The organism is Acidiphilium iwatense (assembly GCF_021556475.1).
GTDB lineage: Bacteria > Pseudomonadota > Alphaproteobacteria > Acetobacterales > Acetobacteraceae > Acidiphilium > Acidiphilium iwatense.
In genome coordinates this window covers 1-14,367 of record NZ_JAKGBZ010000001.1, presented here as the reverse complement: position 1 = coordinate 14,367, position 14,367 = coordinate 1, and the positions used below count along the sequence as shown (strand labels likewise).

The following is a 14,367-nucleotide window of genomic DNA, read 5'->3' as shown; positions in this document are numbered from 1 at the left end:
CCCCCCATGGAGGGTGCGATGCCCCTGTTCATCAAGGACGACGAAACCGCCGCGCTGGTCGCCGAACTCGCGCAAAAGCGCCATTGCACCAAGCAGGACGCGGTGAAACAGGCGGTGCGCGCCGCTCTCGATCACGACCGCGAAGCCATCCCGCTGCGCGAGCGGCTCCGGCAGCTCTGGGCCGAACATCCTTTGCCGCCGAAATCCGGGCTCGTCGCCGACAAGGCGTTTTTCGACGACCTTTCCGGCGAACCGTGAGAGTTTTCACCGACGCTTCCGCGCTGGTCGCGATTCTCGCGAAGGAGCCTGCGGCAATCGCTTTGGCCGATTGTCTCGATGCCGCGTCATCACGGCTCTGTTCAGCCTTGTCGGCGTGGGAAACCGTCGCCGCGCTTTGCCGCAGCCACGCCCTGCCGATCGACATCACCCGCGCCCGCGTCGATCTTTTTCTTGAGAATCTGGGTTTTGGCTTCGTCCCCATTGCGGAACGCGAATTTGCCCTCGCCACCGAAGCTTATGCGCGCTTCGGCAAGGGCCGGCACCAAGCCGCACTCAACATGGGCGATTGCTTCGCCTATGCCTGCGCGCGATCGAACGATGCGAAGCTGCTGTTTCTCGGCGATGATTTCGCCCGAACCGACATCACGCCCGCGCTGGTCTGACGCTCAGGCGGCTTCGACCGACTTCAACTGCCCGCAGGCCGCCAGGATGTCGCGTCCGCGCGGGGTGCGCACTGGAGACGAATAGCCGGCATTCATCACGATATCGGCGAAGCGGCGGATCGCGTTGCCGCTCGATGTTTCATAGGTCGAGCCCGGCCAGGGGTTGAACGGAATCAGGTTCACTTTGGCCGGAATCCCCGCGATCAGCCGCACCAGTTCGCGCGCGTCGGCTTCGCTGTCGTTGATCCCCTTGAGCATGACATATTCGAAGGTGATCCGCCGCGCGTTCGAGGCGGCGGGATAGCGCCGGCAGGCGGCGATCAGTTCGGCGATATTGTATTTGCGGTTGAGCGGCACGATCACGTCGCGCACGTCGTCGCGCACCGCATGGAGCGACACCGCGAGGTTGACCCCGAGTTCCGTGCCGGCCCGGTCCATCATCGGCACCACGCCGGAGGTCGACAGCGTGATCCGCCGGCGCGACAGGCCGATCCCCTCGCCATCCATCACGATCTTCATCGCCGCCGCGACATTCTCGTAATTATACAGCGGCTCGCCCATGCCCATCAGAACGATGGTCGAGAGCAGGCGCGGGGTCTCGCCCTTCGGGCTCGGCCATTCGCCATAGGCGTCGCGCATCGTCATGAACTGGCCGACGATTTCGCCCGGCGAGAGATTGCGGGTCAGCCGCTGGGTGCCGGTATGGCAGAACCGGCACGACAGGGTGCAGCCCACCTGCGAGGAAATGCACACCGCGCCGCGATCCTCGGTCACATCCGGGATATACACCGTCTCCACCGCCTCATGGTCGCGGAAGCGGAGCAGCATTTTGCGGGTCTCGTCCGCGCTGAGCCGGTCGGCGGCGATATCCGGCCGGGAAATCGCGAAATGCGCGGCCAGTTTCTCGCGCAAGGGCTTGGCGATATTCGCCATCAGCGCGAAATCGGTCACCCCCTGGTGATAGATCCAGTGCCAGAGCTGCTTGGCGCGGAACGGCGCCTCGCCCACGCTCGCCACCGCCTCGGCCAGTTCCGCGCGCGACAGCCCGACCAGATCGCGCCGCCCATCGTCCAAGGTCGCCGAAGGCGGCGCAAAAATTGCCGCCTTGGCGAGAATTCGCGTGCGTTCGGCTTCGTCGAGGTCGAGGGTCGCGGACAATTCTTCAGCTTTTCGTCTTGGTGCTGCCGGGCGTTTTTGCTCCTGAAGCGGCCGGGCAGGCTTTCTGGATCGCCTTATAGGCATCGGCGAACCCGTCGAGCCCGAACGTATCGGTCACCGGCTTGGCGTTGGGCGCCGTCGCGGTCGCGGTGACGGAACTGCCGGCAAGGAACGCCTTGGTGGTCGCCGCACCCTTCATCGCATAGGCCATATTGTCCTTGGTGAAGAATTTCAGCGTGGTCGGGCCCACCGCCAGCGTCACCTTGGCGCCCTTGGAATAGGTGATGCCCTGGCTCAGCGAAATCTCGTCGCGGAACGCGGCGCGCTCGGTCACGGTCAGCATCGCCGGCGTGGCCTTGCTGCCTTTCGGCAGTTTCGTCGTGGCGAAGGCATAGCAGGCCTTGTCCGCGCCGGTGCCGTAGGTCGCGGCGGTCCAGGATTTGAACACGCCGAGCGGTTTCGGCGCATCGGCGGCCGGGGTTTGCGCCGCGACGGCCAAGCCTGGCAGGGCGACGGCGGCGAGAAGCAGGAGGGCGGGTGCGTGTTTCATGACCGGAGAAATACGCGCCCCGCCCCGCCGCGACAAGCTGTCCCGCGTTTATCGCCCGACGCGGATGCCGATATTCACCTGGGCGATCGCCGCATCGACCGCCCGCAGCGCCGCGACCCGATGGCCGCCCTTGTTGTGCCTTGCCGCGAGCAACTGGCTGCGCGCGGCGTAGAGTGCGTTGCGCGCCTGGAACATATGACCCTGATAGGCCAGGGCAACCCCGCTCGCGGCACCGCTCGCCAGCAGAACGCCGGCCATGATCGCGGCTCTGGTCTTGCTCAATGTCATGAATTCGTCTCCCATCCGGTGTTGAACACGAACACGTTATCGCGGCGGATCATGGCGCGTATCGGGCGGTTCGGCAACGAAATGTAAACGGCCATCGTCTTGGCAATCCGACCTGCACGCCGTAATTTTGAGGCACCGATGAAACCGCTCGCGATCCTGCTGATCCTCGCCACCGCGCTGCTCGCCGGCTGTGCCGACAGCACCGCCACCTATTATCACAAGCACCCACACACCCTGATGCGCGAAGTGGTGAGGTGCGAAAACAACGGCGGCGCGCTGGCCAACACGCCGCTCTGCCGCAAGGTGCTGCGGATCAACAGCCAGTTGTTCTAACGATCATTTCCCGAACCGCGCGATCAGCGACGACGTGTCCCACCGGCTGCCGCCCATCGCCTGCACATCGGCGTAGAACTGATCGATCAGCGCGGTCACCGGCAGCCGCGCCCCGGTTTCGTGCGCCTGGGCGAGGCAGATGCCCAGATCCTTGCGCATCCAGTCGACCGCGAAGCCGAAATCGAAGTCCTTCGCGACCATCGCCTTCCAGCGATTCTCCATCTGCCAGCTTTGCGCGGCCCCCTTGGAAATCGCGCCGACCACCGCCGCGACATCGAGTCCCGCCGCCTCGGCGAAATGCAGCCCCTCGGCGAGCCCCTGCACCACGCCGGCGACACAGATCTGGTTGACCATCTTGGTCAACTGGCCGCTGCCCGACGGGCCGATATGGCTGATCGCCGCACCGAAACAGCCGATCGCCGGCCTGGCGCGCTCGAAATCGCCCGCATCGCCGCCGACCATCACGGTCAGCTTGCCAGATTCCGCACCTGCCTGACCGCCCGAGACCGGCGCATCGAGAAATCCGAGTTTCCGCTCCCGCGCCGCCGCGTCCAGCTCGCGCGCGACGGTGGCCGAGGCGGTGGTGTGGTCGACGAATACCGAGCCCGGCTGCATCCCGGCGAAGGCGCCGCCGTCGCCAATCGTCACCGTGCGCAGATCATCGTCATTGCCGACACAGGCGAACACGAACGCACAGTCGCGCGCCGCCGCTTCCGGCGTCGGTGCGCTGCGTCCGCCATGTTTCTTGACCCAGGCCTCGGCTTTCGCCGGAGAACGGTTATAGACCGTGACATTGTGCCCACCCGACGCAAGATGCCCGGCCATCGGAAAACCCATCACGCCGAGACCGATGAATGCAATTTTCGCCATATTTTTGCTCCTTATCCGTTTGCGCCCACCGCACCAAGGCCGATCAGCGCGTCGATCTCAGCCTCGCCATAACCAAGCTCCGCCAGCACGTTTCGGCTATCCGCCCCCGCCGCCGGCACGTCGCGCCGGAGCGGCAATCGTTCGCCGCCCATGCTGATCGGCAATCCGGGCAGATCGACGCGCCGCCCATCCGGCAGCGACACCGAAACCAATCCTCCCGAATCCCGCAAATGCCGGTCCTCGAACAGATCGGCGGGTCGCGCGATCGGCGCGAACGGCAGGCCGAGCCGTTCGCAGCGCGCGATCAGCTCGGTTTCGGTCAGGCGCGCGAACGCGCTCGCGATCACCGGCAGGGTGCGCGGCCGTGCCGCGCGGCGCTCCGCCTGGGTGGACAAAACGGGGTCGTTCGCGAGTCCGGCGAGTCCGAATTCCGCGCACAGCACGCGCCATTGCGTATCGGTCACCACGCCGATGAAAATCTTCCGTCCATCCGCGGTATCGAAAATATCGTAGACCGGCCAGGCGACATCGCGCGCACTCATCGGCTTGGGCTCGGTGCCGGTAATCGCCGCCTGTGCCATGTGCTGCGCCATCAGCATCGCGACACTCTCGAACAGGCCGGACTGCACGTGCTGGCCGAGCCCGGTGCGCTCCCGCTCGGCGAGCGCCGCCAGCACCGCGAGCGCGCCATAGGTGCCGCCCATGATGTCGATCACCGAAGCCCCGGCGCGCAAGGGCTGGCCGACCGGGCCGGTCATGTAGGCGAGGCCGCCCATCATCTGCACCACCTCGTCGAGCGCGGTGCGGTGCTCATACGGGCCGGGCAGGAAACCCTTCAGCGAGCAATAGATCAGGCGGGGATTCGCCGCACCGCATTCCGCATAGCCGAGCCCGAGCTTGTCCAGCGCGCCGGGGCGGAAATTCTCGGTCAGCACATCCGCGCGCCCGATCAGTCGGCGCGCCACCGTGAGCCCCTCGGGCGATTTCAGATCGAGCATGACGCTGCGCTTGTTGCGGCTCGCCATGGTGAAAAAGCCGATGCCCGAGCCGGTCAGCCGTCGCGTGTTGTCGCCGTCGGGCGTCGGTTCGATCTTCACCACGTCGGCGCCGAGATCGGCCAGGATCAACCCGGCGGTTGGCCCCATCACCATATGCGCGAATTCGACGACGCGGAGCCCCGCCAGCGCCGCGGCGCTCATGCGGCTTTCTGAAATGTTCGGGGAATCCCCGCTTTCGCGAGCTGGCCGTGCATCGGCTCGGCCGGCAATCCGGCATGCAGCAGGCCGCGCGCCGCGATCAGTTTCGCGAGATCGATGCCGGTTTCAAACCCCATGCTCTCCAGCATGAACACCAGATCCTCGGTGACGATATTGCCCGAGGCCCCCGGCGCGAACGGGCAGCCGCCGAGCCCGGCCAGCGCGGAATCGAAATCGCGGATGCCTGCTTCCAGCCCTGCCAGCGCATTGGCGATGCCGAGTCCCATCGTATCGTGCAGATGCAGCCCGCGCAGCACCGGCCCGATCTCGGCGCGCACCGCGCGCACCACCGACTTGATCTGTGCGGGATTGGCGTAGCCGACCGTATCGGCCAGCGCGATCTGGCTCACCCCGGCCTCGGCCAGCGCCGATGCGATCCGCACCACCGCATGCTCCGGCACCGCGCCGTCGATCGAGCAGCCGAAGGCAGTGGAGCAGGCGACCTCGATTTCCGCCTTGTCGCCCGCCTCGCGCATCCAGGCGACGATCTTCGCCACCACCGCGACCTGCTCGTCCGGCGAGCGGTTGAGATTGGCGCGGGAATGCCCCTCGCTGACCGATACCGGAATGCTGATCCGGTGCGCCCCCGCCGCAAGGGCTGCTTCCGCGCCGCGCAGATTGGGCGCCAGCGCCACCACGGTCAGCCCTGGAATTCCGCGCGAAAACCGCACCACAGCATCGGTATCCGCCATTTGCGGGATCAGTTTCGCCGGCACGAAACTGCCCACCTCGATCTCCCGCAGACCCGACGCCGCCAATGCGCCGATCCAGGCGCATTTCGCCTCGGTGGGCATGACCGATTTCGCCATCTGCAACCCGTCGCGCGGGCCGACCTCGCAGACCATTACATGTTCGCTCATGCGGCCAATCTGCGCCGCCCGCGCCGGCGCGGCAAGGGTCGTGCCGGTTACCCAGACATTCAGAATTTCGCGGTCAGCGATACCAGATACTGGCGCGGTGCACCTGGGGCAACCAGGATCGTTCCCGCACTGTTACCGCCGAAATACCCGCCACTCGAAATATACTGGACCGGGTTGTAGCGGGTGCCGAACAGATTGTTGATATTGAATGCCAGTTTCAGCACCTTCACTGCGCGGGAAACATTTTGCGGCACCGGAATATCGGCACCCAGACTCAGATTGGCGATGTTGAAGCTCTTCTGCTTCACATTCGAGGGCGCACCGGTCAGATTGTTGAACAGATATTGCGAGCCGGTATATTGATCGAGGAAGCCGACATTCACCAGAATGCCGCGTACGAAAGTTTTGTAGTCGATACCGATGGAGGCCAGGACTTTCGGGTTATAGGAGATCGGAACGCCCTGGAGCGGCATGGTCGCGCCGCCCGGCAGATAGGAATTGTAGATGTTGTTGCTGAAGCTGACATTGGCGAACAGATGCCAATGGAAGTTCGGATCGGCGGTCGCCGCGATATTGAATCCCTTCAGCGTGGCGTTGGCAGATGCGAATTTGGTCAGCGCAAAATTCGTAACATAGGTTGCGATCGTCTCGTTGGTTAGTTTGTCGTGAAAGTAATTGATGTTGAGCGATGCGTTGTGCAGAAAGCCCGCATCGTGAAACAGCAGCTTGGCGCCGATTTCGTAATCGACGCTCTTGACCGGCTTCAGCGTCGCGATATCCACGGCACCGGCATTACTGTTGTTGGCGCCGAACCCGTTATCGGTTGGATTTTGATAGGATGTCGCGTAACTCGCATACAACGCGCCCCAAGGTACCGGTTGGTAACGCACGCTCACCGAAGGCTCCGGGTTGGTAAATGTTTTCTGCGTATTGCCCGTCACCGAAACGTTGTTTGGATTGCCCAGGGCGTTATTATAGAAGCTGGTTTGATACTCCACACCCGCAATACCTGGGGTAATGCTCAATCCCTTGAACGGCGTGATCGTGTCCTGAATGTATGCGTCAAGAAACGTGTTATAGAGCGTAAAGTTTGAAATCTGAGAGGGATTCGGCTGGTTGGTGCCAAGGCTCGGCGTATAGCCGAGATAGATCGGCTGATAGCGCTGATGGATCGCGTAGCCCCCGAACTTTACATCGTTCGCCGGCAGTTTCCAGTCCATGTAGGCCTGATCGCCATACGTGTCGGATTCGGTATAATAATACTCGGTATTCGCCGCGTTGCCCGGAATATAATTATTCATCCTGTAATGAACGCGCGCCCCGTGCCGGAACCAGGTATTGTTGTGGAAGGTCAAGTCTGGCGCGAGATCGAGCGCCAGTTTGCCGTAAAGCATGTAGTCGCGCACCTGAATGCGCTTGAACCAGACAGCGGGCGACAACAGACTGTAATAGCCGCTGGTCGACTGGCTGTAGAGCGGCGCATTGGCACCCAGCCCTTCAGTCGTGATTCCGGCGATCGGCGCGATCGGGATGAACAGTGGACTGGGGCGCTCTTCATGATTGTTGTCGACATAACCGCCGAAACTGATCGCGCCGCCGTCGAACACCCGGGTCACCTTGCCAAAATAGGCATTGGATTCGGATGGCGCGTGAAAACTGACGCCCGGCACGCCAACGCGGAACGTATCGTTGCGGATATAGCCGCCCGCGAGAAGGATGCTCCACCCATCGATCAGGCCGGAATTGGCGATGAAATGCCCGCCATAGGTGGCATCGCTGCCGAACGTGCCGCCAACCTCGTAGTCCGGCTTGGCGGTCGGCTGCACCGGCACGAAATCGACTGTGCCGCCGATGCTGTCGAACCAGCGCGACGCCGGATTGCCCGGTCCGTTGATCACGTTGATGCCGCTGATCATTTGCAGAATCGGAATTTCGTTGGAATCCCACTGGCCGTTATGCGCGGTTAGGTTGTTCATCGGAATGCCATCGAACAGAACCGTGATCCCGTTGCGCTCGGCATCGCCGTTCACCGACGACCAGCCAACCTTCGCGCCACGCAGCGAAAACTCATAGCGCGCCGTTCCTGCCGATCCGCCATAACCACGCACCGCAACGCCTGGTGCCAGCGACAATGCCTGTGCGGCACCCGCTGCCGGCCCGACCGATTGAATCTGCTGTCTGGTCAGAACCGCTTTGCTCTGGCCGGAGGCAAAAATCTGCTTTTTGGTGAGTCTCCGGTCGGTTTTTTTCAGCGCTGCGGCGGCGGCATTCATCGTCCCGCTCGCCGACACCGTTCCCGCGTTTACCGCCTGCGCCTGTGCCGCTCCGGCCATGGCCATCATGCTCGCCGCACCCAGCAACGCCGCGCGCAAGCCCTGGCGCGCCATGCGCCGGCCGGAAAAACCGCTTTTCATCGAAGTCCCCTCTGTATCGCGTCGGTAATGCGCCGGTAACGGCGCGAAAGATCGAGCGGGGGATAGCCGGAACCGGCCGCGCGGGGTGTTAAGCTTTCGGGACGGTTTGGTTGCGCCTCGATGACGCACCGTCGTGCCCGATGCAGGTTTGGCAGGGTCGCGGTGCGGTGGTAAACGCCGCGCCATGACCGCCGTGACCCCTATTCCACCGGCAGCCGACGTTGCGAGCCGCACGCTGGTTCTCGCTTTGCCGAAAGGTCGCATTCTCGCCGAATGCGCGCCGCTGCTCGCCCGCGCCGGCATCGTCCCGGAAGCGGATTATGCCGACGAAAGCTCCCGCCGCCTGCGCTTTCACACGGAAACCCCCGAGCTCGACGTGATCCGGGTGCGCAGCTTCGACGTCGCCACCTTCGTCGCCTTCGGCGCCGCCGAAATCGGCATTTGCGGCGCCGACGTGCTGATGGAGTTCGACTACCCGGATATCTACGCGCCGCTCGATCTCGGCATCGGCCATTGCCGCATCTCGGTCGCCGAACCGGCGGACGCGGCCGGGCGCACCAATTTTTCGCGCCTGTCGCGGGTGCGGGTGGCGAGCAAATACCCCAGCATCACCCGCAAGCACTTCGCGATGCGCGGCATCCAGGCGGAAATCGTCACGCTCAACGGCGCGATGGAACTCGCCCCCGGCCTCGGTCTGTCGCGCCTGATCGTCGATCTGGTGCAGACCGGCAGCACCCTCGTCGCCAACGGCCTGGTCGAGACCGAGGTGATCGCCCATGTCACCTCGCGGCTGATCGTCAACCGAACCGCGCTGAAAACCCGACCCGAGGCAATCGGCGCCTGGATCGCCCGGTTCCGCGCCGCCCTCGAAGCCGCCGCCTGATGCGCCGCCTCGCCACCACCGATCCTGGGTTCGATGCCGCGCTCGCCGCCTTGCTCGCCGATCGCGCCACGGCGATCGATGTCAGCGAAGCCGTCGCCGCGATCATAGCCCGCGTGCGCGCCGAGGGTGACGCGGCGCTGATCGACCTGACCGCGCGCTTCGACCGTTTCCCGCTCACCGAAACCACGCTCCACATCGGCGCCACCGAAATCGGCGCGGCGGTCGCCGCCGTGCCGGCGGCGCAGCGTGCAGCGCTCGACCGCGCCGCGACCCGCATCGAGACATTCCACCGCGCCCAGATGCCCGCCGACCTCGCCTTCACCGACGAAACCGGCGCGCGCCTCGGCCTGCGCTGGGGACCACTCGATGCCGTTGGCATCTATGTGCCGGGCGGCAAGGCGGCCTATCCGTCCTCGGTTCTGATGAACGCGATCCCCGCGCGCATCGCGGGGGTTTCGCGCATCGCCATGTGCGTGCCCACACCGGACGGGGTGACGAACCCCCTGGTTCTGGCCGCCGCCCACCGCGCCGGCGTGACCGAGATCTACCGCGTCGGCGGCGCGCAGGCGGTCGCAGCACTCGCCTACGGCACGGCGCGCATCGCCCCGGTCGATCGCATCGTCGGCCCCGGCAATGCCTATGTCGCCGAGGCCAAGCGCCTTGTGTTCGGCCGGGTCGGCATCGACAGTATCGCCGGCCCCTCGGAAGTCCTGGTCATCGCCGATGCGGCGCAGAACCCCGATCACGTCGCCCTCGACCTTCTCGCCCAGGCCGAGCATGACGAGGCAGCGCAGGCCATTCTGATCACCGACGATGCCGGTTTCGCCGACGCGGTTGCCGAAACCATCGCACGCGTGCTCAAAACCCTGCCACGCTCGGCCGTCGCCGGGGCAAGCTGGCGCGACCATGGCGCAATCGTCCTGGTGCGCAACCTCGACGAGGCGACCGCCATTGCCAATCGCATCGCCCCCGAACATCTGCAGATCATGACCGCCGATCCGGCGCGGGATTTCGCGCGCATCCGCCATGCCGGCGCGGTTTTCCTGGGCCGGCACACGCCCGAGGCGATCGGCGATTACATCGCCGGGCCGAACCACGTGCTGCCGACCTCGGGAACCGCGCGCTTCGCCTCCGGCCTGTCGGTCTATGATTTTCTTAAGCGCACCACCTGGGCGGAACTCGATGCCGCATCCCTCGCCACGATCGGCCCCTCGGCCGTCACCCTCGCCGAAGCCGAAGGGCTCGGCGCCCATGCCCGCTCGGTCGCGATCCGGCTCGAAGCTTGACCAATTCGCCGCTCGGGCTCATGGGAACGATCGTTCAATGACCGACCGACGAGGATAGATGTCGAAAGAAGACATGATCGAATTCAGCGGCACCGTCGCCGAGCTGCTGCCCAATGCCATGTTCCGCGTCAAGCTGGACAACGACCACGTGATTCTGGCGCATACCAGTGGCAAGATGCGCAAGAACCGCATCCGCGTCCTGGCCGGCGACCGGGTGAACGTGGAAATGACCCCCTACGACCTCACCAAGGGCCGGATCACGTTTCGCTTCAAGTAAGCGGGCCGCTTCAAGTGACTCTGGTTCTCGCCTCGTCGAGCCCGCGTCGGCTCGATCTGCTGCGCCAGCTCGGCATCGCGCCCGACGCGATTGTCGTCCCCGAAATCGACGAGACGCCCTTGCGCGGCGAAACCCCGCGCGAACTCGCCGCTCGCCTCGCCCGCGCCAAATGCGCCGCCGTGCCGCGCGCCGATGCCTTCATTCTCGCCGCCGATACCGTGGTCGGGCTCGGTCGGCGCGTCCTGCCGAAAGCCGGCACTGAAACCGAAGCGCGGCGCTGCCTCGAATTGCTCGCCGGGCGCCGCCATCGGGTCTATTCCGCGATCGCGCTCCGCGCGCCGGATGGGCGGATCGCCGCGCGCAACGTCGCCTCGGTGGTCGGCTTCGCCCGGCTCGAACCCGCGATGGTCGATGCCTACATCGCCAGCGGCGAATGGCGCGGCAAGGCCGGCGGCTACGCGATCCAGGGCCGCGCTGCCGGCTTCGTCGATTTTCTCGCCGGCTCCTATTCCGGCGTGGTCGGGCTGCCGCTGCACGAAACGGCGAATCTGCTGCGCGGCCTCGGATGGCGACCGTAATTCTGGCCTCCGCGCGTGGTGAAGCCGTCAGGCTCGCCCTGATCGAGAACGGCGCGCTCGCCGAATACACGCTCTGGCGCCCGGCGAGCCCGGACGGCGTGGGCGATCTTTATACCGGGCGAGTCAGCACCCGCGCTTCGGCCCTCGGCGGCGCGTTCGCCGATCTTGGCGACACCACCGGCTTCCTGCCCGACAGCGCGGGCGGCAAGACCCTGTCGGAGGGCGATATCGCCGCCTTCCGCGTCACCCGCGCAGCCCAGGGCGCCAAGGGACCGCGCCTCGCGCTCGCGAAGGACGCGCCCGGCGCCAGACCCGGCCTGATCGCGCGCGGGCCTGGCCCGCTCGGCGACTGGCGCGCACTGCACCCGACCGCCCCGATCTACGCCGATGACTACGCCCTGATCGCCGCGCTCCGCCCCCGATTTGCCCTGGTCGAATACAAATCCGGCTGCTTTGCCGACATCGAAGACGAAATCGCGTCTCTCGAAGACCTCGAAATCGCCCTTCCCGGCGGCGCGCGCGCCACCATCACGCCGACCCCCGCGCTCACCGCGATCGACATCGACGCCGGCGCCGCGACCGCCGAACGCGGCGGCAAAGCCGCATCCCAGGCACGGCTGAACCGCGCGGTGATTCCCGAACTCGCCCGCCAGATCCGGCTGCGCAATCTCGGCGGCGCGATCCTGATCGATTTTGCCGGCATGAAAGCGTCGTCCCGCGCGGCACTCGGCCCCGATCTCGCCGCCGCCCTCGCGCGCGATCCCCTGAAACCCCGTCTGCTCGGCTTCACCGTCCTCGGTTTCGCCGAAGTGCTGCGCCCGCGCGTCCGCACGCCGTTGCACGAGATCCTGCGGTGACCACGCCGCCGCTCTGCCCGATCTGCCATAAACCGGCCACGCGGGAGCACAAACCCTTCTGCTCGCGCCGGTGCCGGGAAGTCGATCTCGGCCGCTGGTTCGGCGAGGATTACCGGCTGCCGACCGCGGAAATCCCCACGGACGATTCCGGCTCGGAATAATCTGCCAGCGCCTCCAGCCGGGCGAGTGCCACCGGCACATCCTTCACCATCTCGATCAAACCCCGCGCCGAAGGCCGGGCGAAACCGGCCGCGATCACGTGGTCGAGCAGAGCGGCGACCGGCTGCGCCCAGCCGAGAATATCGACCAGGATGATCGGCTTGTCGTGCCGGCCGAGCTGCTTCCAGGTGATGATTTCAATCAGCTCGTCCAGCGTGCCGAGCCCGCCCGGCAGCACCACGAAGGCATCCGCGCGGGCGAACATGCGCCGCTTGCGGGTGTGCATGGAATCCGTCACGATCAGCTCGCTGAGGCCGGGAAACTCGACCTCGCGGGCGCGCAGGAATTCGGGAATGATGCCGGTGACATGAGCGCCCGCGCCGAGCGCCGCACCGGCGAGTTCGCCCATCAGCCCGACATTGCCGCCGCCGAACACGAGGCCCATGCCGCGCGCCGCCAGACCCTTTCCCAGCGCGCGCGCCGCCGCCATGTAGTCGGGCTCGGCACCCACCGAAGACCCGCAGAATACCGTGACCGAAATGTGACTCATCATCCAGAATTACCCACCGATACTATCGAACAGCGCGCCTTCGTGGCAGGGTCTTTCCACCGAAGCAAGCTAGTGTCTCGATTCGGAAGTTCGTCGGTGCCAAAAGCGGCGTTTTACGACCTTCCGAATCGGAAAAACACTAGCAAATATATGATTCTAGTGTGGTTTTTGGTTCTGGAGTTCCTAAAACCACCGCCGCGAATGCATAGGAACTTCAGAACCGCCACACTAGCGACAGAGTCTCCGATGTCTCAGAACGCGCAGCAGGCCGGACCCGACAAAATCGATCGGCGACCGGCGATCCCCGATTGGGCCGCCCCGGCGGCGATCGCCACGCTCGGCGTGCTCGCGTTGCTCGGCCTCGTATTCCTCAGCGGCAAGAGCCATTTCGAACCGACCAAGGCCGCGCCGAAAATCGCCCAGGCAACGGTTCAGAAGCAGGCAGCGCCGAACGGACCGACTTTCGACACCGTGCGCGTCGATGCCGGCGGCAATGCGGTGATCGCGGGGCGCGCAGCACCCGGCGCCACGGTGACGATCACCGCCAACGGCAAACCGATCGGCACGGTGAAGGCGGATTCCTCGGGCAGCTTCGCCTTCGTCACCTCCAAGCCGCTGGCGCCGGGCGGCCAGCAGATCGCGATCTCCGAGGCGCTGGGCAATGGCCAGACCCTGGCGAGCGCGCGCAGCGTGACGGTTTCGGTGCCCAACGCGCCGAACGAGGGTGCGCTCGCGGTGCTGAGCGGCATCGGCAAAACCCCGTCCGAGGTGTTGACCGGCCAGGGGCCGAAACCCGGCAGCCTCGGCCTCGGTTCGGTCGATTATGACGCCACCGGCAACGCGGTGATCGCCGGCACCGCGAAGCCGGGCGCGCATGTGTCGCTGTTCCTCGGCCACACCAAGCTCGGCACCGCGATCGCCGGCGCCAACGGGCGATGGCAGATGCGCACCGATCACATGCAAGCCAAGCCCGGCACGTTCCGGCTGGAAACCACGGGCAGCAACGGTGCCGTCACCGCGACCATGCAGACCGCCTTCGCGCCGCATCGCGTCGCGTCGCTGGCACCCGGCCATGTCGTGATCAAGCGCGGCCAGTGCCTCTGGCTGATCGCGCGCGCGGTGTACGGCAAGGGCACCGAATATTCTCTGATCTATCGCGCCAACGAAGCGAGCATCCGCGACCCCAACCTGATCTATCCCGGCCAGAGATTCGTGCTGCCGCAGCCGGCGCAGAATTAGGGTGTGTCGTCATTTGACCGGGGGGATTGAACAAAACCGCTCTGCGGTAGTGATTTCCGGCTGATTTTGCGGCGCCGTTGATGGCGCACTTCACGCGACGGTCTCCTGTCTGAGAAGTTTGGGTTGCCATCCCAACCTCAGCAGACA

General features: G+C 65.4%; 18 protein-coding genes. 10 read left to right on the top strand and 8 right to left on the bottom strand.

From position 1 onward, the window contains the following. Nucleotides 1-18: 18 nt before the first annotated feature. Both L2A60_RS00090 and L2A60_RS00085 read left to right on the top strand, forming a co-directional pair. Nucleotides 19-258 carry a type II toxin-antitoxin system VapB family antitoxin gene (locus L2A60_RS00090; protein WP_235702328.1) on the top strand — a complete coding sequence of 80 codons (240 nt, stop codon included), beginning with the start codon at nt 19-21 and terminating at the stop codon, nt 256-258. Beyond that, nucleotides 255-662, top strand: coding sequence for a type II toxin-antitoxin system VapC family toxin (locus tag L2A60_RS00085; protein WP_235702327.1), 408 nt, complete (start codon nt 255-257; stop codon nt 660-662). Before L2A60_RS00090 ends, L2A60_RS00085 begins: the two co-directional genes overlap by 4 nt. 3 nt (nt 663-665) lie before the next feature. On the opposite strand, the gene rlmN is transcribed toward L2A60_RS00085, so the two are convergent. The 3 genes from rlmN to L2A60_RS00070 are packed head-to-tail and all read right to left on the bottom strand — an operon-like array spanning nt 666 to nt 2,658. After that, nucleotides 666-1,820 carry a 23S rRNA (adenine(2503)-C(2))-methyltransferase RlmN gene (gene rlmN / locus L2A60_RS00080; RefSeq protein ID WP_407932495.1) on the bottom strand — a complete coding sequence of 385 codons (1,155 nt, stop codon included), beginning with the start codon at nt 1,818-1,820 and terminating at the stop codon, nt 666-668. A 4-nt stretch (nt 1,821-1,824) separates the two neighbouring features. Then, complete coding sequence (locus L2A60_RS00075; RefSeq protein ID WP_235702325.1) at nt 1,825-2,370, bottom strand: invasion associated locus B family protein; 546 nt, start codon at nt 2,368-2,370, stop codon at nt 1,825-1,827. Nucleotides 2,371-2,418: 48 nt separating this feature from the next. Further along, complete coding sequence (locus L2A60_RS00070) at nt 2,419-2,658, bottom strand: hypothetical protein (RefSeq protein WP_235702324.1); 240 nt, start codon at nt 2,656-2,658, stop codon at nt 2,419-2,421. Nucleotides 2,659-2,796: 138 nt separating this feature from the next. Here L2A60_RS00070 and L2A60_RS00065 point away from each other — a divergent pair, with 138 nt between their 5' ends. Then, the gene (locus L2A60_RS00065) at nt 2,797-2,991 is read left to right on the top strand and encodes an EexN family lipoprotein (protein ID WP_235702323.1); all 195 of its coding nucleotides are present in this window, start codon (nt 2,797-2,799) and stop codon (nt 2,989-2,991) included. 3 nt (nt 2,992-2,994) lie between these two features. Here the strand turns inward: L2A60_RS00065 and L2A60_RS00060 are convergent, their stop codons facing one another. From L2A60_RS00060 to L2A60_RS00045, 4 genes are read right to left on the bottom strand one after another with little or no spacing between them, the layout of a single operon-like run. Then, nucleotides 2,995-3,861 (bottom strand): NAD(P)-dependent oxidoreductase, encoded by an 867-nt coding sequence (locus L2A60_RS00060; RefSeq protein WP_235702322.1) that lies wholly within the window; start codon nt 3,859-3,861, stop codon nt 2,995-2,997. Nucleotides 3,862-3,872: 11 nt separating this feature from the next. Continuing rightward, nucleotides 3,873-5,060 (bottom strand): CaiB/BaiF CoA transferase family protein, encoded by a 1,188-nt coding sequence (locus L2A60_RS00055; protein ID WP_235702321.1) that lies wholly within the window; start codon nt 5,058-5,060, stop codon nt 3,873-3,875. Continuing rightward, nucleotides 5,057-5,977 carry a hydroxymethylglutaryl-CoA lyase gene (locus L2A60_RS00050; protein ID WP_235702320.1) on the bottom strand — a complete coding sequence of 307 codons (921 nt, stop codon included), beginning with the start codon at nt 5,975-5,977 and terminating at the stop codon, nt 5,057-5,059. Before L2A60_RS00050 ends, L2A60_RS00055 begins: the two co-directional genes overlap by 4 nt. A gap of 59 nt (nt 5,978-6,036) precedes the next feature. Next, a complete protein-coding gene (locus L2A60_RS00045; protein WP_235702319.1) occupies nt 6,037-8,391 on the bottom strand; it encodes a TonB-dependent receptor in 2,355 nt (784 codons plus the stop codon). Nucleotides 8,392-8,575: 184 nt separating this feature from the next. Between L2A60_RS00045 and hisG the strand changes: the two genes are divergently transcribed. The 6 genes from hisG to L2A60_RS00015 are packed head-to-tail and all read left to right on the top strand — an operon-like array spanning nt 8,576 to nt 12,433. Beyond that, entirely contained in the window at nt 8,576-9,274 is a 699-nt protein-coding gene (gene hisG / locus L2A60_RS00040; protein ID WP_235702318.1) for an ATP phosphoribosyltransferase, read from the top strand. Then, on the top strand, nt 9,274-10,560 hold the full coding sequence (gene hisD / locus L2A60_RS00035; protein WP_235702317.1) for a histidinol dehydrogenase: 1,287 nt from the start codon (nt 9,274-9,276) through the stop codon (nt 10,558-10,560). The genes hisG and hisD overlap by 1 nt, the downstream gene beginning before the upstream one ends. A 58-nt stretch (nt 10,561-10,618) precedes the next feature. Then, complete coding sequence (gene infA / locus L2A60_RS00030; RefSeq protein ID WP_174503779.1) at nt 10,619-10,837, top strand: translation initiation factor IF-1; 219 nt, start codon at nt 10,619-10,621, stop codon at nt 10,835-10,837. A gap of 14 nt (nt 10,838-10,851) precedes the next feature. Beyond that, nucleotides 10,852-11,415 (top strand): Maf family protein, encoded by a 564-nt coding sequence (locus L2A60_RS00025; protein WP_235702316.1) that lies wholly within the window; start codon nt 10,852-10,854, stop codon nt 11,413-11,415. Further along, the gene (locus L2A60_RS00020; protein ID WP_235702315.1) at nt 11,403-12,272 is read left to right on the top strand and encodes a ribonuclease E/G; all 870 of its coding nucleotides are present in this window, start codon (nt 11,403-11,405) and stop codon (nt 12,270-12,272) included. The genes L2A60_RS00025 and L2A60_RS00020 overlap by 13 nt, the downstream gene beginning before the upstream one ends. Further along, a complete protein-coding gene (locus L2A60_RS00015) occupies nt 12,269-12,433 on the top strand; it encodes a DNA gyrase inhibitor YacG (protein WP_235702314.1) in 165 nt (54 codons plus the stop codon). The genes L2A60_RS00020 and L2A60_RS00015 overlap by 4 nt, the downstream gene beginning before the upstream one ends. Here the strand turns inward: L2A60_RS00015 and L2A60_RS00010 are convergent. Then, entirely contained in the window at nt 12,382-12,981 is a 600-nt protein-coding gene (locus tag L2A60_RS00010; protein ID WP_235702313.1) for an LOG family protein, read from the bottom strand. The two genes, L2A60_RS00015 and L2A60_RS00010, sit on opposite strands and share 52 nt — an antisense overlap. A 246-nt stretch (nt 12,982-13,227) precedes the next feature. Here L2A60_RS00010 and L2A60_RS00005 point away from each other — a divergent pair, with 246 nt between their 5' ends. After that, nucleotides 13,228-14,220: a LysM peptidoglycan-binding domain-containing protein gene (locus L2A60_RS00005; protein WP_235702312.1), complete on the top strand. Its 993-nt coding sequence runs from the start codon at nt 13,228-13,230 to the stop codon at nt 14,218-14,220. Nucleotides 14,221-14,367: the final 147 nt, after the last annotated feature.

Bases quoted from the DNA above. Each gene is read 5' to 3' on its own strand.
- L2A60_RS00090 (WP_235702328.1), top strand. From the start codon at position 19: ATGCCCCTGTTCATCAAGGACGACGAAACCGCCGCGCTGGTCGCCGAA.
- L2A60_RS00075 (WP_235702325.1), bottom strand. From the start codon at position 2,370: ATGAAACACGCACCCGCCCTCCTGCTTCTCGCCGCCGTCGCCCTGCCA.
- L2A60_RS00070 (WP_235702324.1), bottom strand. From the start codon at position 2,658: ATGACATTGAGCAAGACCAGAGCCGCGATCATGGCCGGCGTTCTGCTG.
- L2A60_RS00065 (WP_235702323.1), top strand. From the start codon at position 2,797: ATGAAACCGCTCGCGATCCTGCTGATCCTCGCCACCGCGCTGCTCGCC.
- L2A60_RS00060 (WP_235702322.1), bottom strand. From the start codon at position 3,861: ATGGCGAAAATTGCATTCATCGGTCTCGGCGTGATGGGTTTTCCGATG.
- L2A60_RS00055 (WP_235702321.1), bottom strand. From the start codon at position 5,060: ATGAGCGCCGCGGCGCTGGCGGGGCTCCGCGTCGTCGAATTCGCGCAT.
- L2A60_RS00050 (WP_235702320.1), bottom strand. From the start codon at position 5,977: ATGAGCGAACATGTAATGGTCTGCGAGGTCGGCCCGCGCGACGGGTTG.
- L2A60_RS00045 (WP_235702319.1), bottom strand. From the start codon at position 8,391: ATGAAAAGCGGTTTTTCCGGCCGGCGCATGGCGCGCCAGGGCTTGCGC.
- hisG (WP_235702318.1), top strand. From the start codon at position 8,576: ATGACCGCCGTGACCCCTATTCCACCGGCAGCCGACGTTGCGAGCCGC.
- hisD (WP_235702317.1), top strand. From the start codon at position 9,274: ATGCGCCGCCTCGCCACCACCGATCCTGGGTTCGATGCCGCGCTCGCC.
- infA (WP_174503779.1), top strand. From the start codon at position 10,619: ATGTCGAAAGAAGACATGATCGAATTCAGCGGCACCGTCGCCGAGCTG.
- L2A60_RS00020 (WP_235702315.1), top strand. From the start codon at position 11,403: ATGGCGACCGTAATTCTGGCCTCCGCGCGTGGTGAAGCCGTCAGGCTC.
- L2A60_RS00010 (WP_235702313.1), bottom strand. From the start codon at position 12,981: ATGAGTCACATTTCGGTCACGGTATTCTGCGGGTCTTCGGTGGGTGCC.
- L2A60_RS00005 (WP_235702312.1), top strand. From the start codon at position 13,228: ATGTCTCAGAACGCGCAGCAGGCCGGACCCGACAAAATCGATCGGCGA.